This is a genomic window from Cloacibacterium rupense (assembly GCF_014645495.1).
In the GTDB taxonomy this organism is placed as follows: Bacteria; Bacteroidota; Bacteroidia; order Flavobacteriales; family Weeksellaceae; genus Cloacibacterium; species Cloacibacterium rupense.
The window spans coordinates 1-24,533 of sequence record NZ_BMLV01000009.1; the positions used below are offsets into that span (position 1 = coordinate 1).

28 protein-coding genes are annotated in these 24,533 nt (G+C 30.3%); 8 read left to right on the forward strand and 20 right to left on the reverse strand.

Translation table 11 applies throughout. The features are described 5' to 3' along the window. Window positions 1–114: 114 nt before the first annotated feature. The 10 genes from IEW40_RS13920 to IEW40_RS13965 all read right to left on the reverse strand — a co-directional run bounded on the left by IEW40_RS13920 (window position 115) and on the right by IEW40_RS13965 (window position 10,941). On the reverse strand, window positions 115–3,432 hold the full coding sequence (locus tag IEW40_RS13920; protein WP_188618731.1) for a hypothetical protein: 3,318 nt from the start codon (window positions 3,430–3,432) through the stop codon (window positions 115–117). Continuing rightward, a complete protein-coding gene (locus IEW40_RS13925; RefSeq protein WP_188618732.1) occupies window positions 3,429–5,150 on the reverse strand; it encodes a T9SS type A sorting domain-containing protein in 1,722 nt (573 codons plus the stop codon). Before IEW40_RS13925 ends, IEW40_RS13920 begins: the two co-directional genes overlap by 4 nt. Before the next feature lie 774 nt (window positions 5,151–5,924). Then, on the reverse strand, window positions 5,925–6,752 hold the full coding sequence (locus IEW40_RS13930; RefSeq protein ID WP_188618733.1) for a PRTRC system ThiF family protein: 828 nt from the start codon (window positions 6,750–6,752) through the stop codon (window positions 5,925–5,927). Continuing rightward, entirely contained in the window at window positions 6,749–7,474 is a 726-nt protein-coding gene (locus IEW40_RS13935; protein ID WP_188618734.1) for a PRTRC system protein B, read from the reverse strand. Before IEW40_RS13935 ends, IEW40_RS13930 begins: the two co-directional genes overlap by 4 nt. 11 nt (window positions 7,475–7,485) lie before the next feature. Further along, on the reverse strand, window positions 7,486–8,670 hold the full coding sequence (locus tag IEW40_RS13940) for a hypothetical protein (RefSeq protein WP_188618735.1): 1,185 nt from the start codon (window positions 8,668–8,670) through the stop codon (window positions 7,486–7,488). Window positions 8,671–8,785: 115 nt separating this feature from the next. Then, the gene (locus tag IEW40_RS13945; RefSeq protein WP_188618736.1) at window positions 8,786–9,004 is read right to left on the reverse strand and encodes a PRTRC system protein C; all 219 of its coding nucleotides are present in this window, start codon (window positions 9,002–9,004) and stop codon (window positions 8,786–8,788) included. A 16-nt stretch (window positions 9,005–9,020) separates the two neighbouring features. Then, entirely contained in the window at window positions 9,021–9,764 is a 744-nt protein-coding gene (locus IEW40_RS13950; protein ID WP_229663465.1) for a PRTRC system protein E, read from the reverse strand. 34 nt (window positions 9,765–9,798) lie between these two features. Beyond that, window positions 9,799–10,290, reverse strand: a complete 492-nt coding sequence (locus tag IEW40_RS13955; RefSeq protein WP_188618737.1) for a DUF1281 family ferredoxin-like fold protein — start codon at window positions 10,288–10,290, stop codon at window positions 9,799–9,801. After that, window positions 10,274–10,519, reverse strand: a complete 246-nt coding sequence (locus IEW40_RS13960) for an addiction module toxin RelE (RefSeq protein ID WP_188618738.1) — start codon at window positions 10,517–10,519, stop codon at window positions 10,274–10,276. The genes IEW40_RS13955 and IEW40_RS13960 overlap by 17 nt, the downstream gene beginning before the upstream one ends. A gap of 17 nt (window positions 10,520–10,536) precedes the next feature. Beyond that, on the reverse strand, window positions 10,537–10,941 hold the full coding sequence (locus tag IEW40_RS13965) for a single-stranded DNA-binding protein (protein WP_188618739.1): 405 nt from the start codon (window positions 10,939–10,941) through the stop codon (window positions 10,537–10,539). Between the two features lie 556 nt (window positions 10,942–11,497). Between IEW40_RS13965 and IEW40_RS13970 the strand changes: the two genes are divergently transcribed. Both IEW40_RS13970 and IEW40_RS13975 read left to right on the forward strand, forming a co-directional pair. Beyond that, the gene (locus tag IEW40_RS13970) at window positions 11,498–11,980 is read left to right on the forward strand and encodes a helix-turn-helix transcriptional regulator (protein ID WP_188618740.1); all 483 of its coding nucleotides are present in this window, start codon (window positions 11,498–11,500) and stop codon (window positions 11,978–11,980) included. Window positions 11,981–11,990: 10 nt separating this feature from the next. Further along, window positions 11,991–12,641, forward strand: a complete 651-nt coding sequence (locus IEW40_RS13975; RefSeq protein ID WP_188618741.1) for a nucleotidyl transferase AbiEii/AbiGii toxin family protein — start codon at window positions 11,991–11,993, stop codon at window positions 12,639–12,641. On the opposite strand, the gene IEW40_RS13980 is transcribed toward IEW40_RS13975, so the two are convergent. From IEW40_RS13980 to IEW40_RS14015, 8 genes are all read right to left on the reverse strand, one after another. Beyond that, on the reverse strand, window positions 12,636–13,481 hold the full coding sequence (locus tag IEW40_RS13980; protein WP_188618742.1) for a DUF8464 domain-containing protein: 846 nt from the start codon (window positions 13,479–13,481) through the stop codon (window positions 12,636–12,638). The two genes, IEW40_RS13975 and IEW40_RS13980, sit on opposite strands and share 6 nt — an antisense overlap. A 430-nt stretch (window positions 13,482–13,911) precedes the next feature. Continuing rightward, window positions 13,912–15,012 (reverse strand): hypothetical protein, encoded by a 1,101-nt coding sequence (locus IEW40_RS13985; protein ID WP_188618743.1) that lies wholly within the window; start codon window positions 15,010–15,012, stop codon window positions 13,912–13,914. A gap of 301 nt (window positions 15,013–15,313) precedes the next feature. Then, window positions 15,314–15,982, reverse strand: coding sequence for a hypothetical protein (locus IEW40_RS13990; RefSeq protein WP_188618744.1), 669 nt, complete (start codon window positions 15,980–15,982; stop codon window positions 15,314–15,316). 49 nt (window positions 15,983–16,031) lie between these two features. After that, window positions 16,032–16,283: a DUF3853 family protein gene (locus tag IEW40_RS13995; protein WP_188618757.1), complete on the reverse strand. Its 252-nt coding sequence runs from the start codon at window positions 16,281–16,283 to the stop codon at window positions 16,032–16,034. 10 nt (window positions 16,284–16,293) lie between these two features. Beyond that, window positions 16,294–16,623: a hypothetical protein gene (locus IEW40_RS14000; protein ID WP_188618745.1), complete on the reverse strand. Its 330-nt coding sequence runs from the start codon at window positions 16,621–16,623 to the stop codon at window positions 16,294–16,296. Between the two features lie 35 nt (window positions 16,624–16,658). After that, entirely contained in the window at window positions 16,659–16,916 is a 258-nt protein-coding gene (locus IEW40_RS14005) for a helix-turn-helix domain-containing protein (protein WP_188618746.1), read from the reverse strand. A gap of 97 nt (window positions 16,917–17,013) precedes the next feature. Then, window positions 17,014–17,862, reverse strand: a complete 849-nt coding sequence (locus IEW40_RS14010) for an RteC domain-containing protein (protein WP_188618747.1) — start codon at window positions 17,860–17,862, stop codon at window positions 17,014–17,016. A 67-nt stretch (window positions 17,863–17,929) separates the two neighbouring features. Then, complete coding sequence (locus tag IEW40_RS14015; RefSeq protein WP_188618748.1) at window positions 17,930–19,693, reverse strand: helix-turn-helix domain-containing protein; 1,764 nt, start codon at window positions 19,691–19,693, stop codon at window positions 17,930–17,932. A gap of 257 nt (window positions 19,694–19,950) precedes the next feature. Between IEW40_RS14015 and IEW40_RS14020 the strand changes: the two genes are divergently transcribed. The 6 genes from IEW40_RS14020 (at window position 19,951) to IEW40_RS14045 (ending at window position 22,983) form a co-directional block, all read left to right on the forward strand. Next, on the forward strand, window positions 19,951–20,190 hold the full coding sequence (locus IEW40_RS14020) for a hypothetical protein (RefSeq protein ID WP_188618749.1): 240 nt from the start codon (window positions 19,951–19,953) through the stop codon (window positions 20,188–20,190). 9 nt (window positions 20,191–20,199) lie between these two features. After that, window positions 20,200–20,373 carry a hypothetical protein gene (locus IEW40_RS14025; RefSeq protein WP_188618750.1) on the forward strand — a complete coding sequence of 58 codons (174 nt, stop codon included), beginning with the start codon at window positions 20,200–20,202 and terminating at the stop codon, window positions 20,371–20,373. Between the two features lie 137 nt (window positions 20,374–20,510). After that, window positions 20,511–22,019 carry a MauE/DoxX family redox-associated membrane protein gene (locus IEW40_RS14030; RefSeq protein ID WP_188618751.1) on the forward strand — a complete coding sequence of 503 codons (1,509 nt, stop codon included), beginning with the start codon at window positions 20,511–20,513 and terminating at the stop codon, window positions 22,017–22,019. Between the two features lie 24 nt (window positions 22,020–22,043). After that, on the forward strand, window positions 22,044–22,301 hold the full coding sequence (locus tag IEW40_RS14035; RefSeq protein WP_188618752.1) for a DUF6520 family protein: 258 nt from the start codon (window positions 22,044–22,046) through the stop codon (window positions 22,299–22,301). 97 nt (window positions 22,302–22,398) lie between these two features. Then, window positions 22,399–22,704 (forward strand): integrase catalytic domain-containing protein, encoded by a 306-nt coding sequence (locus IEW40_RS14040; protein ID WP_262891269.1) that lies wholly within the window; start codon window positions 22,399–22,401, stop codon window positions 22,702–22,704. A gap of 42 nt (window positions 22,705–22,746) precedes the next feature. After that, the gene (locus IEW40_RS14045; RefSeq protein ID WP_188618754.1) at window positions 22,747–22,983 is read left to right on the forward strand and encodes a hypothetical protein; all 237 of its coding nucleotides are present in this window, start codon (window positions 22,747–22,749) and stop codon (window positions 22,981–22,983) included. 260 nt (window positions 22,984–23,243) lie between these two features. Here IEW40_RS14045 and IEW40_RS14050 read toward each other — a convergent pair whose 3' ends face one another. Both IEW40_RS14050 and IEW40_RS14215 read right to left on the reverse strand, forming a co-directional pair. After that, complete coding sequence (locus IEW40_RS14050; RefSeq protein WP_188618755.1) at window positions 23,244–23,588, reverse strand: hypothetical protein; 345 nt, start codon at window positions 23,586–23,588, stop codon at window positions 23,244–23,246. A gap of 6 nt (window positions 23,589–23,594) precedes the next feature. Next, the coding region (locus tag IEW40_RS14215) for an RHS repeat-associated core domain-containing protein (protein ID WP_229663466.1) at window positions 23,595–24,533 on the reverse strand (939 nt) is incomplete at its 5' end.

Sequence of the window (24,533 nt, forward strand, 5' to 3'; positions counted from 1 at the left end):
TATATACATAGTTTTCTGTGGTACTTGCTCCTGTTGGCGGAGTGGTTTGTGCGGATAATCCTACAAACAATACTCCCAATAATATAGTTAATATCTTTTTCATTGTTATTGTTTTTATTGTTTGTAATTGTATTGATATTCTTTTAAAATTTTACCATTCATATCTACTACAGATTGTAATCTATTGGCGTTGTCGTATTTATAGATTTCTCTCATTCCGTTTGGAGAAGTAATGCTAGTTACGCCTATTAAAGGATCGTAAGTATAAGTGGTAATGTTGTATCCACTCAGATTGCTATTGCTCCTTAGACTGATTAATGCTGTAAGCAAGGTTTGTTCTGTAGTAGCGTCTACATCTAAATTAGACTTGCTAATAGCATCATTTATCAAGGTGCTAACACCTGAAAGTGCCATCAACGAATTGTAAGTTATCCCTTCTATCTTGGCTATAAGCTGAGTCTGGTTATAGCCCCAAATAATAGTTACTGGTGTTATATCATTAATCTTATATTCTAAAATATTTCCTAAATTATCATATTTTGAATAAACAAGTTCCTTGTTCCATAAAGTAGAAGTTTGAAGGTCTTGTCCTAACACTTCATAGGGTAGTGCAAAACCATTAGTTTTTGTATTAGCTTCTGTTTGAGAAGTTGGATATTTGGTTTCTACATTGGAGATGCTTACATTATTTTTTGTTGTCGTAGTCTGTAACGGAATGCCAACCATATTTTTGTCTATTAAATACTGATTGCTTTTTTCAAGGGCGTAGTTGAACTGCTTTTTAATTGTTGTACCATTTGGAAAAATAACTTCCTCTCTTGTTAATTGAGAATGTAATGAATTATCATAGTAGTAATTACTTGTTGTTAACAATGTAGAACCATTAAGATAATTCTTGGTTTCCTTTTTAGACAATACTAAATAGTTAGTTTGTTGTGGATAAGTGTATAATCTAATAGAATTGCAACTACCATTTTGGCTATCATCTGAACTTCCTCCCTGGTCATATTTAATTGAAAAATTATTGAAAACTTGGCTGTTTTTTTCTACATAGGTATTAATTTCTTCATTTATGAGCGAAAATGTATTATTTTCCAAGTCAGTGTTTTTATACTCTAACTTTTTAATTAATTTTCCTCTTCTATCAGTAAACAATGGCTCTTTTCTGTTTTTGAATAAATCTGTAAACCCTATGTCAATGTTGGGACCATTTATTACTCCTCCACTTCCATTTGTCATGAAACAATTATCTTCGTAAAAATTAATTAAATTACTAAATAAATCACCAACTGTATCAAAGTAATACTCGGTTTTAATTTTATCACCTTCCAATTCTACTACCTTGCCATAATGAAGCTCATTTTTACCTATCGTAATTGTAGGATAATTGCTTTGAGACATAACTTTGTAATACAATACTGCATTAATCTTTGCATCTGTCAATAAAATAGGGGCCGTAGGTAATACACCTGAAGAAGAGTAAACATTGGGATAACCACTCACCTGATTATCACTATTATAAAAATACTTTTTTGATAAGGGTTGAGAGTTGTTATCAATGGTTTTTATTTCTTTAATTCTTAGTCCTCCTACATTCATTTCGTATGGTGTAGGATCAAAATAAGAATTTAATACAATAGAAAAATCTGTACTAGTACCTTCTTCTATGGCTTCTGCAATAACTTTGTAAGTTCCAGACTTTAAATTTAAATTAGTATCACCTGTATTTAATGTATAATTAACAGGGTTATTATTAATGTCTGTACCTATAATTTTAAAAATATATTGACATTCAAAGCTATTTAAATTTCCTTGCGGACATCCTAGCAAGCTTATATTTACCGAAGTTTCACCAACAACACTATTCAATGTAAATGGCTTTTCATAACGATTTCCATTTAAATCAGACACGTAATTAGTATTAGCTTTTGATAGTGTCAAATTTTGATTTTCTAGAGTATTTCTTAGATTAAAAGGTCTATTTTCTCCTATAAACCCTATACTGCTTGCTTTATTACTTTCGTAAATAAATTCTGTATAACCGCCAGTTGGATAATATATTTTTTTTAGGGTTCCTGCTTCAGCTGTAAAAGGATTAACAGCTCGGTTAGCTCCTCCGCTATTTGGCCTAATTACAACATTTACTCCTAACTCATAATCAGGAAGTAAACTATTGTTATTTGCCCCATTATAATACCCCCAATAATCTTGAGCATATGAAAATCGGTTAGGCAATTGTACATTACTATATTGAAAACTATATTTATTAATTTCTTTTAAAGTACCTTGTCTGTAGCTATTATAGGTTAGGAAGTCTAGCTTTAACCTTTTGGTATAGTGATCTCCATATGAATTAATTAAATTGTTGATTTCTGGACTTGAGGTAAAATAAGAATAATTAAACTTATAAGCAAGATAATCTGTGGCTGAATTATTTAATCTTATTTCTTGAATGCTTTTTGCATATTTTAAATCTTCTCTGTTTACAGTACTGTATATAATTTCTAAACTTCCTTTCTTCAAATTAATTTTTTTCAGTGTAGTACTATTTCCATTTTGTAAACTGTAGATTGTAGTAGGTATATTATCATTTACATACTGCCCTTCAGCTCCAGAGCTATAGCTAATTGATTGGCTTGATCTCATCAATTGTTCAGAAGGAAATGTATTTTCATAAGTAAAACTTATCGTATTTCCTTTTGGACTATAAATTTCTAGTAAATGCCATGTATTAATGTAAGTATTCGTATTTCCCTCAGATATGCTGCCAACTTTATTGACTTTCATCGTAACACTATCCGTATAATTATCTACTGCACTTATTGTACCTACTTTATTTTTCCCAAAATAATATTCATATCCATCTGGGGTAACAATCTTAAAAGCGACTATTAAACTATTTGAATAGATTGGATTTATTTTAATATCTGACAAAGGCATTTGAATAAACTTTCCTTGAACCTGATTATATGCAAATGATCCTGAATAATTCAAAAAACTAAATGTAAACAAATCTGCTTCCGTATCTAAGTGATTTTCTATTATATCATGTCTTAAATTTGTGGATTGCATCATATTATTATATATAAATCCTTTGTTTGTTTGATCATCTGGTCTATCTCTGGTTATTCTAGAAATTTTCCCTCCTATGTTTACTGACCAGCCTAAGCCTACATTAGAAGCAATTTCTTCAACCTTTATTCCTCCTGCATGATAATTTAAAACCACAGGAATATTAAAGTCTGTTTCACTTACATTAAAAAGTGGTATGCTAATGTCTGGTATGCCATTGGTTAATGCTACAGGAGTTTCTATATATTTTGCTATTTGAGCAGCTTCTGGAGATGGAGGAACAACTTTATTCATATCCTGTTGTCCATGAATAAATATAATAGTAGTTACTATTATTAAACTCAATATCTTTCTCATCATTTCTTCACAATTTTATTGGTTATTGATTTGTTTTCTGTTTTAGCGGTTACTACGAACATACCTTGTGGTAGGTTGGCTGTATTGATTTTAGTAACGCTGTTCTTGGTTTTGGTTTGGTAGGCTAATTTGCCTGTCATATCATAGACGCTGATCGTGGCTTCTTTAAATTCTACTCCTATTTCTACATAGCAATAATCTTCCACTGGATTGGGGTAGATTCTCATGTCTTGCTTTTCTATTAACTGTTCTAGTTGCTTGTCTCCAAGTTTTACTACTTTCCAGTTCTCTTTGCCTAGTTCTTCTGCACTTGTTCCTGCTAATATGTAAGTACCATCATTGTTCAACTGTGCATCTACCAATCGTTCTTCTTGTTTCTTCTCTTTGCCTTCTACATATTTCCTAAAAACTTCTTCGCCTTTGTTGTCTATATAGAGCATCCAAAACGTTTCATCTTCTTTCTGCGCTTTGCCTTCTGCCTGGGTATAGCCTCCTAATAAAAAGCCTTTGGTTTTCCAGTTTCCTTCTTGTGACTTTCCGCTTATTGTATTTAAGCTCATCAAGACATCTCGGTTTTTGAAGTTGTATCCTTTTTGCCACAATTCATTGCCGTTTTCATCTATGGAGATGACCCATAAGTCTGTTCCTTCTTTGGTGTTGGATTTCTTATTTCCTGAATTTCCACTTCTGCTTTCTCCTGCTACGATATAGCCTGTATCGGTATTGGCTAAGGTTCTTATATGATCATCACCACTACCTCCATAGTTCTTTTGCCATTCTACCTTGCCTTCTTTGCTTAGTTTGACTACCCAAAAATCTCCTTCTCCATAGTTCTCTGTGGTTTTGGGTTGATAAGTGGCTTCAATTTGTTCTAGCTCTAGTACTTCTTGGTCTTTTTCTTGAATTTTTTCTTGTGATGAAAAATTTTCTGTGCTTGATGTTGTATTTGAGGCAAGATTGTTTTTATCTGTTTTTTGTGGAATGAAATAGTCTTTCATTTCTCCACTTCTGGAATAAATGCCAACCAACGCTCCGCCATCTTTGGTGGGAATGATTTTCTCTACTTCTTCCAAGCCTTTGCCTCCTATGTATAGTTGATTAATCACTTTTCCCTTTTTGTCTAATTTAACCAACCAAACATCTTTCGAGCCAAATCCATCTGAACTTTCGTTTTGTTTGATTTGGGCGTTGCCTGCAATAAAATAACCTAGATCTGTGGTTTGAATTACAGATTTGGCTTCTTCATCTACCGAAGTGCCTAATGTCTTTTGCCATTGTTCTTCGCCATTTTCATCTACTTTGATGACCCAAATATCTGAACCTCCTTTTTGCTTTCCTTTTTTCTGTTGCCCTTCTGAGGAATAAGTGGTTCCTGCCAATAGAAAACCGCCTTCTTGGGTAGAGGTGGTGGCGGTTAAAAAATCGTGGTTGTTTCCTCCAAAGTATTTATCCCAAACAATTTGTCCTTGTTGGTTGAGTTTTACTAAGTGAAAATCGTAGCCGCTGTTTTGGGCACTTGCTGTTTGTCCGTCGCTTGTTGATGGTTTTGGACTTTGGATGGTACTGCCTGAAAGAAGGTGTTGCCCATCTATGGTAGTTGTGAGCTGGCTTAGAAAATCCTGAGAAGAAGACTTAAGGTCTTTTTGCCAACGGACTTCTACTTCTTGTGAATACGCAAGACTTCCTACCAAAGCAAGTAGGCTCATGTAGAGGTGTTTCATAGAAATTGTTTTTTATTTGGAAAACTAGAGAAATCTAAAATTTAATTGAAATCGGTTTAGAAATTTGAATTTGATTTAAAAATTCTCACGTTTAATTATTAATCTTTAATACTTAAAAAAAGTAATGTTTGTCAATGTGTTTTCTGGCTAATTGTCTTGCATAAAATTAGAGTAATCTTAACCATATTGCAACACATTAAAGAAATGACTTTTATCATAACTAAACATAAAAGTGACTTTTATTAATAAAAATAATTGAATAGAAATGAATACTAATATTTCTTATCTTATTGAATTTCAGTGACGTTATTTTGTAAAATAGAAAATTGATTAAAGTCTAAATTCGACTATCGAAAACATTATGTTTATATAGATTTTTATAAATTTCTTGTTGCTTTTTGCAAAATAACGGCTGTGATTTATATTTTTTAGTGTTTTTTGGATGTTTTTATCAAATAAATATTCGCCATTTTAGTATGTAAGAGTAGTAAAATGTATCAATGTGTACTAATTATGATATTGAGAATTCATCAATTTCTAACCTCCTCCAATAAGATGTATACCACTAAATTTTATGTGAAGTATATAGGAAATAGAAAAAATAAAATATTATTTTGAAAACATTCTTACTGTAGTAACAACCTCTTTTCAAAAAATCGATGCCAAAGCCTTGCAATGTTTTTGAAATGTGGTTGCTCCTTTTTTTGCAAAAATGCGCTTCCGTCCAAAGTGAGGAATTGCATTTTTGCCGCCCAAATTTGCATTGGACAACTTTTACAGTTTTATGGGCTGAGATTGAAAACTTTTCAGATTAAGAAAAAAGCCTCTGTTTTCAGTCAATCCATTGCGAAATAAGTTCCAAAGTAAAGAACTTCCCATTTGTGCTAAAGTAGAATTAATAAACAAATCCTGCTTTTCTAATGCTTCTGCCAAACTGCAACTCGGTGTATTATCTTCCACTTCCGAATTCTTTAAAAGTTCACCAAATTCTTCGGTAATAAAAGGAAGATTTTCAACTGGCTCATACTTTTCAGAGTTTGGTTGTTTGATATTTCCGATGGTAGAAAGCAAAACTTGTCCTGTAAATTGACTGTTCCCAAAATCTATCCAGTATTTGCATTGGTTTCTATAATACCCTTTGTCTATCTTCAATTCATTTAAAATTTCTGCAATGTCAAAACGAGATTTTACACTATCCACACAAGAAATATAAATTTCTGATTTCATATTACTTTTGAATTTTCCCAAATCATTTTTCTCAAATTTTTGAGTTTCGGCTTTCCAATTCGTTCCAAAAAATCGGTTGGCTCTGTTGATTAATGCTACAGACTTAGACAATCCCAATTCACATTCTGCAAAAAATTGTCTTCCTAGATTGGCTTCGGTAATCACATCATCATCCCATAATCTCACAGATAAACCAGCGTGATTGAGTTCCGTTAAAGCGTGGTTCATTCTTGCCAATGCAATTAAAACCTGCGAACCTGTTCCACCTGCTCCAATTAAATTAACAGTAACGGGATTGGTAGGATTAATTAGAGTATTGTCTGTGAAATGGACTTTGATTTTGTTTTCTTGATTTTTGGTAATTTCTGTGTTCATTTTAGTAGATTTATTAAAGTTGCGTTTGCATTTTTTAAGGCTTCCTTTGGAAATGGTTTATCATTATTGATAAGGCTTTTCCAAAGGCTTACACAATTTCCGTTGATGGGATTGTTTTCATTCATCAAATGGCTGAAATAAGAATTAAAAAAATAATCTTCCCACTTTTTTATAAATTCTTCTATAGAATTTGAGTTTTGAATATTTACATCCACCGTTCCCATACAAACATTTCCATTTTCATAAACATTAAAAAACGGTGCATAAAAAAGTTCTGTTTTCTCTGTTGGTCTTCGATTACTTGAAAGTGCAAAAATCTTAAGACTACGTTTGTTTGCCAACCACAACATTGCAGGAACTTCTGCCATTCCGTTTGGTATTTCTAAATTTTCAGTAAAATAGAGTTGTCGTTTCATTGATTTAGTGTACCAAATCGCACTTCCATTCTCAGCATTTGGATTGATTTGCAGAATGCGGGTTGATAAAATTCCATTTGGCTTTAGAAAATCTTGATTTTTTTCTTTTTGAGTTTTTGTGGTAAGTGATTTTGCTAATATATTTGCTTCATTCTCACTTAAAGGATGCGCATTGATAGGATTTCCGTTTTTATCCATATCAAAATATTCTACATAAGTATCTTTGTTTCTTTCATTAGTTTGATAAAATACCAAAGCTGTTGTTGGGTGGTAGAGTGTTCCAAAATCTTGGGTAATATCTTTCATCTTCAATTTATTTAAAAGTTGTTCAAAATGTAAATGAGTTCTTCAATCAAGGGAAATAATCGGTTTTCAAAATCTAGGTTGTTGTTTGAAATATTGTCACCATCAAATTTTTTAATAACCATAGGTTCTTGCATTGTGGTGTATTCTTGAAGCTCAGAATTTACTGTTTCAAAAAGTGTTTGGAATAGTAATCCGTTTGCTTCGGCACAAAAAGAAACGTATTTATCCATTGATACGATAGTATCACTTTCATATTCTTCTGTTTCCATACAAGATTGTAGATTTTGGTAAATGCTAGCATTTGGAAATTGCTTATTAAGAGAAAATATTTTTCTCGTCAGCATAAAACAATCATTGTCAAAACCGTCTTTGGCTTTAAAGTTTTTTAAATGGTCGTTAAATTGGTCTAGATTATACTGATTGTAAATCTTTTTCTCCATAAAATCGCCGATATGTTCCGCTTGTTTGATTTCTGATAAATGAATCTGCTTTTCTTCGTTTTCATCATCAGAAGTAATCCATTCTACTACCATTTCGTACATCCAAAATAAGTAACTATCTTGTTTTCGGTAATAAGGGATTTTAGCAATATGATATAGATAAGAACAAACGGATTGTAAAAGTTGTACGGCTTGTTTCCGTTTTGAATTTTTAGATAATCGATATAACGGAACTATTGGAATATAATACAAAGTTGCTCCTGTATTGTAGCGTTCTTCACTTGTGAAATAGGTTTTTCCTTTTTCTTCTATCACTAGGATTTCTTCCCAATCTCTTACTTTATTTTTCAGTTGTTTCTGAATATCATCTAAAGCCAAAGCAATATTGTAAGGATAACCAAAATGTCTTGTTGCCATTGGATTTAATCCATAATGTTCCCCCATTTGAGAAAGGGATTGATAAAAATCACTTTCTACTTTGGCATTTTCCCTTTGAATTTGAATTAAATTTTGTTCGTCTGATGCCAATTTCTGAACATCATTTTCCTTTAATTTTGGAAGAAAAGTACATTTTAGAAAACCATTGGTAATTGATTTATCGGAACTGATTTTCGTTGGTCTTTCAGAATTTCCGAAGCGTTCTTGTCCTGTTTCATCCACTCTGCAAATTCTCCTAATTGTTGGTGCAGTTGTTTTTGCTTTTGTTTTTCGGGTGTTTTTATTTTTCCCGATATAATTTTTGATTGCATATTTCATAGATGATGAATGATAATTGATAAATGATGTTTTTTGGTTGTCAGTTGTTGGTTGATAGTTGTCAGTATATAGTTTGTAATTCTATCAACCAACTACTATCAACCATCAACTAATTTTATCCTTTCGTTCCCATTACACTTTCAAATTTGTACTGTACAGTATCATCTTTGATTTGTGGTGCGGAAACTTTGGCGGTGGTTAGAATTGGATAAGTATTGGCGTAAAAATTCATTACAGCTTCTACACTCCATTTTGGTTCGGGGTCGGTCAATTTTACATCCTGTCCGTTATCTTTGAGTATAAAAACTCTTTCTAATTGGGTTGCGAGTAACATATTTTGATGTATTTAGTTAGATTTCAGTTGTTTGATTTTCAGTAAAAAGACTTGGAGCAAAATGTCTTTCGTATTCATCCTGCTTTTTGCGGATTGTATCGGCAAAGTCGGGAAACTCAGAAATTCTTGGAAGTGCCGACCACGCTTCTTTGTATTTGCCCTCTTTTTCTAATTCTTCGGCTTTTTGTAAGGCGTCATTATATTTTTTTTCTTTGGCTTCCTTTTCCTTTTTCTCCTTGTCTTGTTTTTCCTTTTCCATTGCAGATTTCTTTTTGGCTTCTTCGAATTGTTTCATGAAATTTTCCATATCCACCATTAATCCAGATGCAGTTTGTAATGGAGTAGAAATACTTTCAAAAAATCCGTTGTCTAGTTCTTCTGCTGTACCTCGAAGATTTAAAGGTGGAATAAGTTTTCTTGCTCCATCTCCGCATTGCTCGTTATTGAGCAATACGGAAAGGACAAAACTATTATCTGTTGTTGGTCTAAGTGTGATTTGCAAATCGCCTGTAAGGTTCATATTGGCGAGTTGTCTGAAAAAATTGGTTTGCATAATTTTATTTTTTGTTTTTTTTATTTTTTGAGATTTTATTTTAAGTAGTTTTTCAAACATATCCGTCCAATATTGATTGAGTTTTGTGTCTAATTCTGAAAAACCTTTGTTTTCGTGTTCGTATTGTTTGTATCTTCTTGTTATTTGAATTGCTTCATTGAGATTAATAATTTCAATAGTACACCCATTCAAGTCTTTGATTTTCATAATATATAGTTTGTAATTTTTGCTGTTTTTTTCATCATACTAAAATTTGACTTTGCTTATTTTTAATTTTCCTTTTCAATAAGATTTCTAAAATTTCATAATCACTTTCGTAGTTTTCTTCCTCAAAAGAGTAAGTATCTGTTTCTTCGTGATAATGATATTGTTCAAAGTCTTCCTCTTCTAAACAAATTTCCGTGAGTTCGTTGTTTGAATAGATTGCAACACCATAGATTTGATTACCTATTTCTTCGTAATTGTAAATGAAGTCTACTTTAAAGTGTTCGGCTATCTGTAATAAAATTTCGGTGTTGGGTGACCATCTTGTTTGATAATTGAAAATGCAACCGCCATCTTCCAATAAAATATCAAAAAAATAGCCTCTATTTTTATCCAAAATAAATTTGGGAAGTTGTCCACAGTTTTCTTTATCTCCTAGCCTTTTCATTTTTATAAACTCTAATTTCACTTGTTCTAGAGTGGCTTCGTTGCCCTCAAAAGCAACCGAATTGCTACACCAGTTTGCCATAATTTCTAATTTTTAAAGGTTCTGTTTGTTCGTAAATGTATGTGCCGCTTGTTTTGAAGGGTTCTTTTCCCTCTGTCAATCGGATTTCAGAATTGAATATTTTGGAAAGATTTCTAGCATAGCGTATTTCTGTGGTTCTGTCGCAATAGGTTTGGTAATAAACCTCTATTTCTTCCCATTCTCTTTTATCGTTTCGGTGTCTTAACTGAAAATTGTATTGTGCTTCCATAATTTTTTGAAGTTGAGTTAAAATGGTAAATCGTCATCTGTTTCTTCCGTAAAAGGATTGCTATTGTCATTTTGTGGGCTTACTATAGGCTCATTATTGAGTTCAGATTTTTGTCTTCCACCGTGCAATTTGATGTTTGAAATATGGAAATTCAGTCCAGATTTTATTTCTCCATCTTTTCCTATCCAAGCACTACTGCTTATCCTGCCTGATAATTCCACTAAAGTTCCTTTGATAAGATATTCAACTATTTTGGCATTTATCCAATAAGAGCAATTGTAATAAATGGTTTGTTCTTTACGTTCGCCTTGTTTGGTTTTGTAACTGTCATTAATGGCTACTGAAAAGTTCACAACTTTTTTGTCATTTTTCAGAGTGTTGATTTTTGCGTTTTGAGTAATTCTACCTACGATAGTGTTCATAATGTTTCGATTTAACTTGTTAATTTTTAGTTGATTTTTTTCTGCTTTGGGTTGAAGTTTTCGAGTGAATTGATTTGGTATCGAGGACACTCGGCATTTTTCTTTTTTTATTTAAGTTTTGAAAACAGTATTATTCGTTGTTTTTTTGATTTTTCTAATGATGTTAAAGAGCGACTGCTATTGAATTGATTCGTACAACTGAGGTTTCGGCTTATTCTTTGCCGATGATTATAGGAAAGCATCAGGCAAACAAAACCCGATTCAATTCCCGTAATTGCATACAAGTTTTGAATCAGGCTTGAAATCTTTTTGTCCGAAGGATTTAGGAGTGTCTGGAAAAATTATTGGAACTTGTGGAAAAAATTTTTGTAGAAACCCAAAAAGATTTTTTGAGTGAATGATGCTGTCCTACATTTGCAAATGTAAAAGCCTAACCACAGTCGGAAGTAATTATACAATGATATTTGACAATGAATAAGTTAAAAAAATTAATAAGAAATCGTTTTACAAATTTCAGAGATTAAAAAATATAAACAAAATTGTTTATATTTGTAAAATGAATTTGAAATGGTTGAAATATAAAGGCATTCATCCAGGTATTATTCTGGAACGTGAATTACAAAAACGGTCTCTAAAAAAACGTCCGTTTTCATTGGCAATTGGTGAATATCCTCAAATCATCAATGACATTACCAAAACTAAAAGAAATATCCCTATTGCATTAGCTCTAAAAATAGAGAAACAACTGGAACTAGAAGAAGGAACGATTGTGCTGCTCCAAAGTTATTATGACATTGAAAAAGAAAAAAGTAAAACACAATTATCACCTAATCTTTCTATTTTAAGAAAATCCTTGTTTTGGGATACAGAAATTCATAACATAGACTGGAACAAGCAATCTAAAGCTGTTATCAATCGTATTTTTGAGCGTGGTAATGAGGAGGAGAAAAAAGAAATTGAACGTTTTTATGGAAAAAGAAAAGTAGAAACGGTTCTTAATTCTCAAAAAACAAAACCGATGCACTTACACAAATTATAACCTTAAAAATATGATTTATTACAATACCATCAATGATTTATTAAAAAATAGTTTGGAGATTTTAATGAACTCTTCAGTTTTTGAAAATTTCAGATTGGTTGGCGGAACTGCATTAAGTCTGCAGTTGGGACATCGGGTTTCGGTTGATATTGATTTGTTCAGTGATGCACCTTATGGAAGCATTGATTTTGAAAAAATTGAAAGTTTTCTAAAATCTAATTTTTCTTACTTAGATGAATTTTCAGATATTTCACCAGCAATCGGAAAATCTTACTTTATAGGTACCGATAAAGATAATACCGTAAAATTTGATGTATATTATACAGACGATTTTGTACAGTCTATTAATACAATAGATAATATCCGAATGGCAACTGTAGAAGAAATTATGGCGATGAAGGTGGATGTGGTGCAAAGGGGCGGACGTAAAAAGGATTTTTGGGACTTGCACGAGTTGCTTTCTTACTACAATATTGACAAAATGCTAGAGCTTCACCAACAGCGTTATCCGTATAGTCACGAAAGAGAATTGATTTTGAAGAATTTTACTGATTTCAGTCTTGCTGACGAAGATTTTGACCCAATATGTCTTAAGGGAAAATATTGGGAATTCATCAAAGAAGATATTGAAGAGGCCGTTGTGAAATTTGGTAATTTATAATACTTGTTTACAAAACCACTCATTCAAATCCTTAAAATCTCTGTATAGAAAAGAGCAATCTTCCACATTTTTAAATTGACCTTGTATTTTTAGTGAAACTGATTTACCATTGGCATCATTATCCAAAAAAAGTGAAATTTTATTGTATTCATTCAAAATTTTCTCAACTTTAAAAAGCATTGCAGTAGAATTGAGAATTAGATAGTCAGAATTATTTATCTCTTGCTTCTCCAATTTCCTGAAAGTCAAATAATCAAAAAATCCCTCAAAAATTACAATTTCGGTGGAAACATTAATTTTATTTTTAATCATAGTTACATCCTTTTTACCCAAACAAATTTTTGAATATTTATTTCGGATTTCTACTCCTTGAGAATTATTGAAAAATCCGATTCCAAAATATTTTTTCCCATTCAATTCATATTCAATTTCTTTTACCAAATTCTTATACTCTGATACTTTCCTAATTTTCAAGTACTGAATTAATGCAGGATGCTTAATATCGTTAACATTAACGATATTATAATTTTTTTGCGGCACTATTTCTTCATATTGAAACTCATTTTGTTGAGAAAAATCAAATTTTGCCAAATATTTAATCGCTTCTGAAACAGAACATTGATTCATTTGCTGAACTATAGAAATCACATCATAACTTTTTCCAGTACCAAAATCAAAGGCTTTATTTTTAACATAGTCTACTGAAAGGCTAGGTATTTTCTCTTCTCTATCTATTGCATAGTAAGAGCCTGTTTTTTGATTTTCCTTAATGGGAAACAAGTGAAAAGATTCCAAAACCCTCCTGATTCCAATTTTAAGTTTTATTTCTTCACAATTCATTTTTTTCTTTTTTAAAGCTTATTAATTATTCTCATTTTCCTTTTAAATAAAAAAAGATACTTTTATTTCTTTTGAATATACTTTTACCAATAGTATATAGCCTTCAATTACACCATATTAAAAGTGTTTTTAGAATGAGTGCAATACCGAATCCCACATGAGTATTATTCCGAAATAAAAATGACATCAATTCCGAAAAAAGTCCTTTTATTGAAAGAGTCTAAATCCGAATTATATTTTTCAAAAAGTTGCATGTTCATTATTATATCATTTTATTCACAATTTCTAACTCTTTTATATCGAGGGAAGAGTCCAATTCCGAAAACAGACTCTTGAAAACTAAACTTTTAGTATTTATTACATTTCAATGAGTCCAATTCCGAATCTTAAATGAGTTGAATTCCGAAAAAGGATGAGTTGAATTCAGAATTTAAATTATAACAGGATAACCATTTGGAAGTATCTCTCCCATTTTAGTATTTTGATACAATTTTATGATAATACTTTGTATTTCATTTAGAAAATTCATTCCTTGAAATTCAGTTGAGATTTTCCCAAGTAAGCGATTTGATTGAATGAATTCACGAAAAGCTTTTTCTATCAATACACGAGTTTGAGGAATATTTCTGTATTGAAAAGAAAACTGAACCATTTCGTGTTCAAGCAAACCATATCTGGTTTTAAAATAATGTATTCTTTTAGTTAACTTTGATTGTTCACTTATACTTTCCATAATATTCAAAGAGTTTATATTTTGTTCAGTATTGTAAGGATGAATAAATATTAAATCCCCCTTATAATTATAATTAAATGAGAGAGTATTATATCTATTTAAACTTATTTTAGCTGGCTTTAAAAATTTAAAGCAAAAATCATTGGCTGTTTTATAATTCACCCCAAATTTATTATTCAAAGTAGAAAGTTTTATTGCCGTTCCACTTTTGGGAATTTTAGAAAGCCAAATAGCAAAAATGATATGCTTATTATTTCTGATATTGTAGACCAGATTGTATAGCACGTAATTGTATTCTGGGATTACCAATAATTTTTTAAGCCAATAGCTGCTAATTAAAAAAGTTGTATACCCTCTTTTATCATAAGATGGTGTAGAAATCAGTCCGCCAAAAGTTTTAATTTCCTTTCCCTTTGAATTCTGAGATTTATACCACCCCATTTTAAATTTTGTAAGGTACTCATAAGCATCTACCACTTGCTTAGTAGAACCACTAGGTGAAATTTTATGATTACGAATAGAGATTGAAGCGAATATATTATTTTCAGTTTCAAACTCTTCATCAAATAGAGTAAGTTGTTTGGGACGATCTTCTGGTCTAAACTGTTCATTACTGATAATAGTAATAATATTGAAAATAACTCTAAGAGCATTGATTGGAATATTGGCCGCCTGATGATCTTCAAAAATAAAATCATCAACAAATTGATTCCCAAAACGAATTTTGTCAGGAATTTTATCATTTTTATCTTCAAAAATTTTACGAACCAACTTATGTTCATTTTCTGGAAACACCATAAAATAAATTCATTATAATTTAAATTCTCATGAATAAAATACACCAATTACATTAATAAAAAACAATAATTCATTTTTTAAGTTCATAATGTTATTTTTTTATATTAAAGTTATAGTACTTTAGAATAGACTTTCTAACCTTTTAAATACTCTTTTCTCGTCATTCAAAAACTTGAAAATTTTACTTATTGCACACGTAATTATTCAGAAATAACTCCATTGATCGTAACTTAATGACCATTTTTTAAATCCGATATTTTAATTCATGTTTTATAATTCGTAAGTCATTAGGAAACGAAAATTAATCTAAAGAAGGTTTTGGCGGTTTAATAGAAGGTATAGGCTCTAAAAAAACTTCTATTTTTTGGTCTTTATCTTTCATATATGGTAAAGAATTTTTTAGAGAAAGTCTCCAATTAGAGATAGGCCTATTTGAAACATTTTTCCAATTATTAGCAGACCAAAGGAAATATTTTTCCTTAACCATTAAATCTAATGTTTCTTCATACCCCTCAATTGTATGAGCATAATCAATAAACTCTTTTAAAGTAGGAATTCTATTTTGCGTCAAACTTTCATTAACATTTTTTTCATCATTTATTTCCACAATCTTTTCATCCATCTTCAAAACTGTTGAAAAATCAGGAGCCTCTAAGAAAACATCATCTTTTTCAATTATATCCATATTCATAGCATTTATTGTTTCAATATTTCCAGATACCATAGACTCTGCAATATTATCTGTATAATCTACCAATATTCTATAAAAACATGGACATCCACTTTTAGTTTCATATTGTATCAATCCTAAATTTCGGAGTTTCTCTTTACAAGATTTTACAGTTTTTCGTGTTAAACCAAGTCTATTACTCATTATCACATCAGAAATAATAATGGTATAAGCATTTTTATCATTTGCTAATTTTAACAAGTACAGATACAAAACGATAGTTGAAGAACCGAGTTGCATTTTTCGATTGAATTCCCAAAATTTTTGTATAAGTTCCAGATAATACATACTATTTTTTTGCAAAAAGTTTTAAAGCCTTTTGTTTATCAATAATGATGATATTTCCTCTTTGTATGATTGCATCATCCAAAATACCTGAAGATTTGATTTCAGATGCTTTTGAGACCGAACATCCAAATATTTTTGCTATCCCTTTTAAACCATATTCATATTTATCAGATTGAATTACCTTTTTAGAAATTTCTAAAAATTCTTCTACTGTTAGCTTCCACAAAGGAGTTTTTGGGTCTATATCATTCATCTTTAGAAGATTATTGGGGAAAATCATTTTTAGAAATAGGTTTAACTAACTCTTCTACACCATACATGGTCACACAACTTCCTTTAAATGGGTTATATGAAGGTTCATAAAATATAAATCCTAGTTGATGTAATTCTTTAAGACATTTATGATAAGTAGCAAATGAATTGATTTTACTAATCCTCATTAGTTCTTCTCTGGAAATTGAAATAGGGTTTTTATACCTATTAAAATTCCACAATTGGAATAGAGAAAAATACAGACAAATGTGAGTAGGCCTTATTGATTCTTCCTTAAGAATTCTTTCAAATAAGGCAGTAAGATGTTTATTGTAATACATTAGAAATGATTAAAAATTAAAAATGTAGAAAAAAATCACTTATTACTTAACAATTTTTCAATATCCTTATAGTTGTAATATAAGGTCCCTCCTACTTTTGAATATCTCAGAGTTCCATTAATTCTGAGATTCTGAAGTGTCCCTGATGAAATATTAAGTATTTCTTTCACTTCATTAGATTTCAGCCATCTTTTTTGTTCTGTAGATTTATTATCTAATAAATCTTTTATTTCTTCAATCAGTTCATTTTTGAATTCTTGAAGGTCTTCTTTGGTAATTAAGCTTACATTCATATTTGAAAATAATTTTCTACAAATTTTAACAATAACAATCATATAATTTCGGTACTACCGAAAAAGTACCGAAAAAATTTACACAAAAAAGGACACTTTATTCATCAGTGTCCAAAAATATTTGATTTAAATTATCCAGTAAAAGTTGTAAAAACCTTGCCCTTTCTTTTTTCCTAATTTTGATTTCACCTATCGTTTTATGAAATCCGCTGAGATTGATTTGAAGTGATTTTTCGGCATGTCTTATCACCTCGCTTAGTTCTATATTGCCTCCATTAAAGCAATTCGTATGGTGTAAAGCGTATATTAGTTCTACAAGATTTACTTTCGTGGAAGTCCACTGCAAATTACTTTTATTTTTATTTTCTAAAACAATATTATCACCAATACTATAAATAGCATTTAGGAGATATTTCTCAAATAAATCATTGGCAATAATTTGTGCAACCAAATCATCCTTTAAAGTCGTGAAATGCTCATCAAAATTATGGAGCAGAATATGATATCTGCCTTTTAAATCCTGACGATAACGCACAAAATATTGATGGTCCAGATACGTTGCATTCCTTCTATAATAATTGTAAAAATCTGCATTTTGTTGATGAAATTTCTTTAATAGGCCCAAAGTAGATTCATAATATTTTTTTTCAGCTTTTAATCCAGCTTTAGGTTTATTAGACTCAATGTCCAAAATTTTAGAATAGTATATAAATTTAGAAATCAGATGAGGCTTTAGTTTTTTAAAGAAATAAATTTCTAGAGCCATTTCGTTAAATTGATGAGAAACTATCATCTCTTTTACTTTTCGAATACAATCATCAATTTCGATAAGAGCGTGTTCACAAAGAATAGTTCGTTCGATAATAGTTTCTTCAAATTTGGAAAGTTGCACTTCTAATTCATTGGTTAGTTTGTCAATTTTCTTTAATAATAATTTTGTCTCCATGTTTTTTAACAGAAAAATACGAAGTAAAATTAATTTGAGATACACCAACCATTAAAAAACAGACTTTTTATGTGTTTTTCATTTCCTGAATTCTTTGTTTTATAAAATCAGTTGGTCTTAATCCATTGATTTCATAGAACAAGTCAGAAAAATTTTGTCTTGAGGCAATTCCACATTCTTCGGCTAATGCCTCTATGGTATAATTAAGATATTTTTTATGAGTAAAAAGTTGGTTTGTTATGTAATTAATTCTCAAATCACTTAGATATTTATTGAAATTCATCTTTTTATTTTCATTAATAACCCAGGAGAGATAATAAGTATTGGTTTCAAATTGAGTAGCTAAAGTTTTCAAGGTAAGGCCTTTTTTGATATAGCCAATATTTTTTTCAAAAATGTCAAGCTTTCTTAAAATTTCAAGTTCTATTTCTTTGTTAATTCCCAATTTCCTTTGATTTTCATACTCTCCAGAAATCTTTTCTGAAGTATACTTATTTCCAACATTAGAAACATTATCTAAATTAGATAACGCTTCTTTATACTTTTTTTCTAACAACTTATATTTTGATTGGACAATTCTATCTCTCCTATATCTTATAACATAAAGAATACCAATCACAGAAGAAACTGATACAAGAGCAATAACCAAAATAGACCTTTTATGTAGTCCTTCCTCTAATTTCTTTTTTTCCTCGACCAAAGATTTGGTATCATATTCTTTATGAATTTTAGGAGACAAATAAGAAAAGTCTTTGCTTATGATACTATCAGCCTTTAATAGTTGCTTCATATAATACAATTGCTTTTCTGTATTCCTACGTTTTTTATAGTAATCTATTAAAACCTCATAATTATTTCTTAGTTCTGGTAGAATAAATTGATGTTGATTAAAAATAGAATCCACTTTTTCAAACTTTTCAATAGCATCTGGCATTTGATTCATTGAAACCAATGATTTTCCTTGAAAGAAATAATTAACAGAAACCCAAGAAAAGTCATCTACCTTTTTAAATGCTTCTAAAGAATGATTCAAATATAGCAATGCTTTTGGATATTGTTTTTTAAAATAAAGAGATACACCTTTAGATTTTAGGAAGTAATTATGCTCCAATACAAAATCATTGTCATGTGCAGAGTTTTTTAAACCTACTTCAATTAGGCTATCAGATTTTTTATGATTCAATAAATTTCTGTAGCACACATTAGCCTGATGTAAACTATTTAAATATCCTTTTTTGTGGTTATAAATTTCATTAGGATGTAATTTAGATTTTGATTTTGTTTCAAAATAATAAATACAATCATTAAAGTGATTAATTGCTTCTTGATAATATCCCAGATAACTCTTTACCACCCCTAAGTGATAAACCACTTTATAATGAAGATATTCATTGTTAGAATTTTTCACATAGCTATGCGCTTTAAGGTATTCATTTAAAGCAGGCATATATTGTCTAAAATTAGAATAATATATGATGCCTTTACCTAGATAAGCAGAGGTGATTAAATCCTGATTTTGAGTTTTATAAGCAGCAGCTATGGCACTATCTGCATATTTTAATTTCAAATACTTATTAGGTTCAAAATAGATTGCATCTTGATATCCTAAAACTAATTTTGGAAATTGATTTTCATGTTTAGCTTTTTGAATGAATTTCCGAACATGAGGCATGGCTTTATCATCATTTTTTCCAAATGTTTCATATTTCATTCTTATCGCTTCATAAGAATCATTTTTAATCGTTTGTCCAAAAAAAATGTGATTACTTACGAAAATAAGTAAAAAGGGGATGATAAAATTCTTGGAATGTATAGAAATAAATCTGTTCATTAGACTAAAATTAAGCAAAATCCTACAAATTTTACAATACAATTAAAAATTCAATAACAATTTTAGTGAAAACTTATCAAAACACCATTAATAAAGAAATTGCATTACAATACGCCCCGTCCTAATTTAAAAATTAGGACGTCATCATTTTTAAATTGAGACACAGTTGACTTTTTCTAGGGCCAATAGCCTTATAATTTTGGATGGAATTCAAAAAATAAACACCTGGCCGGGATAACCTTAAAAATTTAAAAATCATGAAAAAGTATTTAATCATTATCCCCATCTTTTTTGTTAGTTTAACTGTAGTGAGCTGCAGAACAAATGATGAAATAGAAAACAATTTTACCACAACAGAATTAACTACTAAAAATAGAATAAACATTCAAAACATGGCAGAGGCAGACAGTATAGTGGTACAATCTAATCAAAGTTTAGAAGATGAAAAAAAAGATCCTCCAGTAAAAGACCGTCAAGATTGGAGAACCGCACCTTAAAAAAATAAAATGACTAGCCCTACTCCTTCCCAATTAATCTGCAAAACTGGCGCTCCATGTCCTGAAAGTGGACTTTGGGAGAGTATGGGCTTTTTTAAAACAACCATTGTAATATCTAAAAAAAGCAAAATGCCAGACTATTGTGGTAAAAAAGTTTCTTGGAGACTTTTAATGAAAGGATAATAATCCAAAAGTTTTCTCAACCATAATTTTCAAAACAAGGAATATAAATTGAATTATTTGAACTATAAATTAGAATCTATAATTCTTTAATAAAAGCAAAAAAACACAAAACCACAAAATTAGAAAATCTAATAACCATGAAAAATTTCAAAAACAATATCATTCTTTTCAGTAGTTATTTCCACGCATTACTTTTTACTTATGCAGCTGTAAGTAAACTATTAGATTTTGAAAATTTTCAAATTCAATTGGCACAATCTCCATTGCTTAGTGCATTTGCTGGGATTATATCTTATATAATAATTTCGATAGAGTTGCTTTTAGCTGTTCTATTATGCATACCTAAAACAAGACTATTTTCACTTTATGGCACTTTATTTCTTATGAGTGGATTTACCGTATACATTTACCTAATTCTTAATTTCAGTGATTTCATTCCTTGTTCTTGTGGAGGTATCCTAGAAGAATTAGATTGGTCAGAACACCTTATATTCAATCTCATATGTGTTATTCTTGCTTGGATAGCAATTTATCTTTTAGAAAAATCTTTAAGTGTTAATTGGAAGCATACTTTCATATTCACATCACTAACCATTTTTCTCGCTTCAACTACTCTCCATATACTCTATCTTAATTCTGAATACATCATCAAAAAAGATAACAATTTCACCAGAAGATTCCCTCATCATCCTTTAATAGAAGAAAAAACCATGGATTTAGGCGTGAACTCCTATTATTTTGCTGGAATACATCAAAATGAAGTCTACTTGGGGAATAAAACTTCGCCACTTACTTTAATTTCAATAGATCAAGATTTAAAAAAGATGAGAAAACATTCAATTAAATTAGAAAACAACAATCTAATTTTTAAATCACTCAGAATCATAATAAAATCTCCTTATTTTTATTTATATGACGGTACTGTTCCCATTATTTATAGAGGCAAAATTGGTCAATCTACTGCCAAAGTGATAAGCTACCAAGATGCTTATTTCAATCAATTAAAAGTAATTGACAGCACGACATTTATCATCAGAACAGAAAGTAGCAAGACTAAAAAACAAGTATTGGGAATATTGAATTTACAAAAAAAAACAAGATTGAATCTATCTGAAAATATAATTTCAACAAACCAAAAAAACATATTTGAAGCAGATGGGCAACTTATCGCAGATGAAAAAAACTTGTATTATATATTTTATTACCATAACAATATTCTCAAAGCAGATTTTCATTTACAAAAAACTGAGCATCTAAAAACAATAGATACAATCAACAAAGCAAATATAAAAACCATCAACTTAGAAAATGGTCATCAAAAAATGGGAGCACCGCCAAAGATTATAAATTCAAATAGTGTCGTTTTCAATGGGATTTTATTTAACACTTCTCATCTTATTGGAAAGTTTGAGGATAAGAAACAATGGAAAAAATCAACAATAATCGATATATACAACACCAATCAAAGAAAATATTGGGGCAGTTGGTATTTACAAAACCGCGGGAATAACAAAATGTCTCAAATGCTCATTAGTAAAGAACATATGTTTGTACTTATTGGGCAAGAAATTGTGAAGTATCGAATCGCGCAATCTTTACAAGAACAATTCAAAACTGGGGAAGCCGAAAACCAGAGCAAAGAGTAGGTAAAACATTAAAATTACAAAATCATGAAAAAGTTCATTATGCCAGTGGTGGTATTATTAGTAGGCACTGGCGCAGCATTAAGCACTCAAAGTTTTACAAAAGGTGAAAAAACAACCGTAATCGGGTACAGACTAGACGCAAACAATCCTGAGCAACCATGTGTAAATACTGGAATAGAATGTAGCACCGTAGAATCACCTTTCATCTGTGATGATGGAATGGGGAATGAATTAAGAGAGTTGGTAGGCACCAGTTGCCCCAACTTATTATACAAACCTTAATAACTAGGCTGCCAACTGGCAGCCTTAATTATTAAAACAATTTAAATGCTTTAAATAAGAAAAGAAAATCTCGATAAGAGCTGAAGCAACCAATAGAATTTGGCATATGGATGTAAGTGTCTATAAAACATTAGAAAATACCAAATACTATATCTATACGGTAATAGACAATTTTTCTAGAAAAATATTGGCTTATGATTATGCCAAAGAATTAAATGGCTCTACACGACTGAAAAGCCTAAAAAGAGCCATAGAACAAGAATTTGGAGTAAATTTAAAAGCCAGCCAATTAGTTCCTAAATTAAACTTAATTGTAGATGGTGGAACAGAAAACAATAACAAAACCGTAGAAAATTTTATAAAAGAAAACCAAATAAATATGACCAAATTGGTCGCTTTATAAGATGTGGTGTTTTCTAATAGTATGGTAGAAAGTAGTTTTAGAATGATGAAAACTTATTATCTGAAACAAGGAATATCAGAAAACCAATTTATAGAAGAATTAAAATTTTCTATTGAAGATATAAACACGAGAAGACCACATTATGCACACTTGATTTATACACCAGACGAAGTACACCAAAATCCTAAGTTAAAACAAACTAAACCATTTTTGCAGAAAGTAAAACAAAATAGAATAGCAGAAAACAAAAGTTATTCTTGTGAAAAATATTGCTCTTAATACAAGAAAAAGCAATGATTTTTTAGAGAATAAAAAAAAAGAATTTCTATCTATTTTTTTGAGCTAAATATCTGTTCTAATTTTAGAAATTTTAGAAAGTACAGTAAAAAATACCACTATACGAAATTTCGTATAGTGGTATTTAGGTTTTATAGAAATCACAACTTACTGCAAAACAGAGTTTTATCTATTAAAATGGAATTTTAATAGATAAAACTAAAATTGAAAGCTATTAGAGGTAGCCCTGCGAGAGCGGGGTCTTACTTTTTAAATTGTATATCATTACATTTATTTCTTTCATACCATTCTATCCATCTAATTCTATCTTCTTTATAAATACCTCCTGGATAAATTCTCGCATAATTTGCCATACTTTCAAAAGAAACATGAGAGTATTTAGATATAAATAATAAAGATTTTTTAAAGTGTTCATCTTGCTTTTTATATATTAAACTATCAATGATATTTATATTTCTATAAAATTCTTTTTTAAAAATTTTGTTTTCATTGCAATTAAGATTTTTGTTTTGAGATTTTACATTATTATTCTTAACAACACATGAAAATAGAAAAAATAATAATAAATTATACAAAGTTAATTTCATAAAATGTTATGGGGTATTTGTTTTTGTAATAGTTATTCCTCCTGTTGAATTTTGAGTAATCTGCTGCGATGTTGTTGATTTATTTTTTTCAATAAAAGTATCTGCACCTCCAGTTGCACTTTCAATTCTCGTATTTCCATTTACTTTATTTTCTGCTATTTTAGCCGTATCATGAGAAGATTTATAATCGACATAATCAGTAATATTTCCAGCAGCATCTTTAATAGTTTTTCCAGCATCTCCAGATTTTAATCCTAATGCCGCTTTTTCATTTTGTTCAACGGTTGAATGAATGAGAGCACCAGCACTTGAGGCTCCTCCTTTTCCAGCCTTATCAAATTCTGAAATATCTGCAATGTCAATTTTATTTGTAAACCAATCATCTACTACTACATTAGCATCATTTTCAACAACTTCTTGTTTCACAACATTACTACTATTTACAACACTAGAGTATTCATCATAAAATGCTTGTTGCTCAGTGGTCATCGATATTCCTAAATATTTTAGACCAGTTTCAGCTAAACTAACCTTACCTGAAGAATCTATATTTACAGTATAGAGTCCACCTGTAGCATAACTAACTTCTTGTTTATATTTTTCAACTGAAGCTGCATTTCCAGTAATAATAATATCAGTCGGACCACGACCATCAGGATCAATCCATCTTAAAGGATTATTAAAAGCATAATTATAAGGACTGTGTCTTGTCATCTTCTCCGCCAGCGGATCTACGACACCCCATCGTCCAATATCAGGCATATAGAATCTTGCGCCGTAATCATACATCCCGGTCTCTTGAAGCTCCTTGCCGTTGTACTTGTACTGATACTTCGGATTGCCTGCTAAATTGTTATAACCACTATGTTTTAACCCAAATGGATAATAGTTGTTTTCTTCAATGATCTCTGTGCTTGGGTCTATTACTCCATTTTTATTGCTGTC

What these genes read in the sequence shown, in the direction of transcription:
- IEW40_RS13920 (WP_188618731.1), bottom strand. Translation starts at nt 3,432, where the DNA reads ATGATGAGAAAGATATTGAGTTTAATAATAGTAACTACTATTATATTT.
- IEW40_RS13925 (WP_188618732.1), bottom strand. Translation starts at nt 5,150, where the DNA reads ATGAAACACCTCTACATGAGCCTACTTGCTTTGGTAGGAAGTCTTGCG.
- IEW40_RS13930 (WP_188618733.1), bottom strand. Translation starts at nt 6,752, where the DNA reads ATGAACACAGAAATTACCAAAAATCAAGAAAACAAAATCAAAGTCCAT.
- IEW40_RS13935 (WP_188618734.1), bottom strand. Translation starts at nt 7,474, where the DNA reads ATGAAAGATATTACCCAAGATTTTGGAACACTCTACCACCCAACAACA.
- IEW40_RS13940 (WP_188618735.1), bottom strand. Translation starts at nt 8,670, where the DNA reads ATGAAATATGCAATCAAAAATTATATCGGGAAAAATAAAAACACCCGA.
- IEW40_RS13945 (WP_188618736.1), bottom strand. Translation starts at nt 9,004, where the DNA reads ATGTTACTCGCAACCCAATTAGAAAGAGTTTTTATACTCAAAGATAAC.
- IEW40_RS13950 (WP_229663465.1), bottom strand. Translation starts at nt 9,764, where the DNA reads ATGAAAATCAAAGACTTGAATGGGTGTACTATTGAAATTATTAATCTC.
- IEW40_RS13955 (WP_188618737.1), bottom strand. Translation starts at nt 10,290, where the DNA reads ATGGCAAACTGGTGTAGCAATTCGGTTGCTTTTGAGGGCAACGAAGCC.
- IEW40_RS13960 (WP_188618738.1), bottom strand. Translation starts at nt 10,519, where the DNA reads ATGGAAGCACAATACAATTTTCAGTTAAGACACCGAAACGATAAAAGA.
- IEW40_RS13965 (WP_188618739.1), bottom strand. Translation starts at nt 10,941, where the DNA reads ATGAACACTATCGTAGGTAGAATTACTCAAAACGCAAAAATCAACACT.
- IEW40_RS13970 (WP_188618740.1), top strand. Translation starts at nt 11,498, where the DNA reads ATGAATTTGAAATGGTTGAAATATAAAGGCATTCATCCAGGTATTATT.
- IEW40_RS13975 (WP_188618741.1), top strand. Translation starts at nt 11,991, where the DNA reads ATGATTTATTACAATACCATCAATGATTTATTAAAAAATAGTTTGGAG.
- IEW40_RS13980 (WP_188618742.1), bottom strand. Translation starts at nt 13,481, where the DNA reads ATGAATTGTGAAGAAATAAAACTTAAAATTGGAATCAGGAGGGTTTTG.
- IEW40_RS13985 (WP_188618743.1), bottom strand. Translation starts at nt 15,012, where the DNA reads ATGGTGTTTCCAGAAAATGAACATAAGTTGGTTCGTAAAATTTTTGAA.
- IEW40_RS13990 (WP_188618744.1), bottom strand. Translation starts at nt 15,982, where the DNA reads ATGCAACTCGGTTCTTCAACTATCGTTTTGTATCTGTACTTGTTAAAA.
- IEW40_RS13995 (WP_188618757.1), bottom strand. Translation starts at nt 16,283, where the DNA reads ATGAATGATATAGACCCAAAAACTCCTTTGTGGAAGCTAACAGTAGAA.
- IEW40_RS14000 (WP_188618745.1), bottom strand. Translation starts at nt 16,623, where the DNA reads ATGTATTACAATAAACATCTTACTGCCTTATTTGAAAGAATTCTTAAG.
- IEW40_RS14005 (WP_188618746.1), bottom strand. Translation starts at nt 16,916, where the DNA reads ATGAATGTAAGCTTAATTACCAAAGAAGACCTTCAAGAATTCAAAAAT.
- IEW40_RS14010 (WP_188618747.1), bottom strand. Translation starts at nt 17,862, where the DNA reads ATGGAGACAAAATTATTATTAAAGAAAATTGACAAACTAACCAATGAA.
- IEW40_RS14015 (WP_188618748.1), bottom strand. Translation starts at nt 19,693, where the DNA reads ATGAACAGATTTATTTCTATACATTCCAAGAATTTTATCATCCCCTTT.
- IEW40_RS14020 (WP_188618749.1), top strand. Translation starts at nt 19,951, where the DNA reads ATGAAAAAGTATTTAATCATTATCCCCATCTTTTTTGTTAGTTTAACT.
- IEW40_RS14025 (WP_188618750.1), top strand. Translation starts at nt 20,200, where the DNA reads ATGACTAGCCCTACTCCTTCCCAATTAATCTGCAAAACTGGCGCTCCA.
- IEW40_RS14030 (WP_188618751.1), top strand. Translation starts at nt 20,511, where the DNA reads ATGAAAAATTTCAAAAACAATATCATTCTTTTCAGTAGTTATTTCCAC.
- IEW40_RS14035 (WP_188618752.1), top strand. Translation starts at nt 22,044, where the DNA reads ATGAAAAAGTTCATTATGCCAGTGGTGGTATTATTAGTAGGCACTGGC.
- IEW40_RS14045 (WP_188618754.1), top strand. Translation starts at nt 22,747, where the DNA reads ATGATGAAAACTTATTATCTGAAACAAGGAATATCAGAAAACCAATTT.
- IEW40_RS14050 (WP_188618755.1), bottom strand. Translation starts at nt 23,588, where the DNA reads ATGAAATTAACTTTGTATAATTTATTATTATTTTTTCTATTTTCATGT.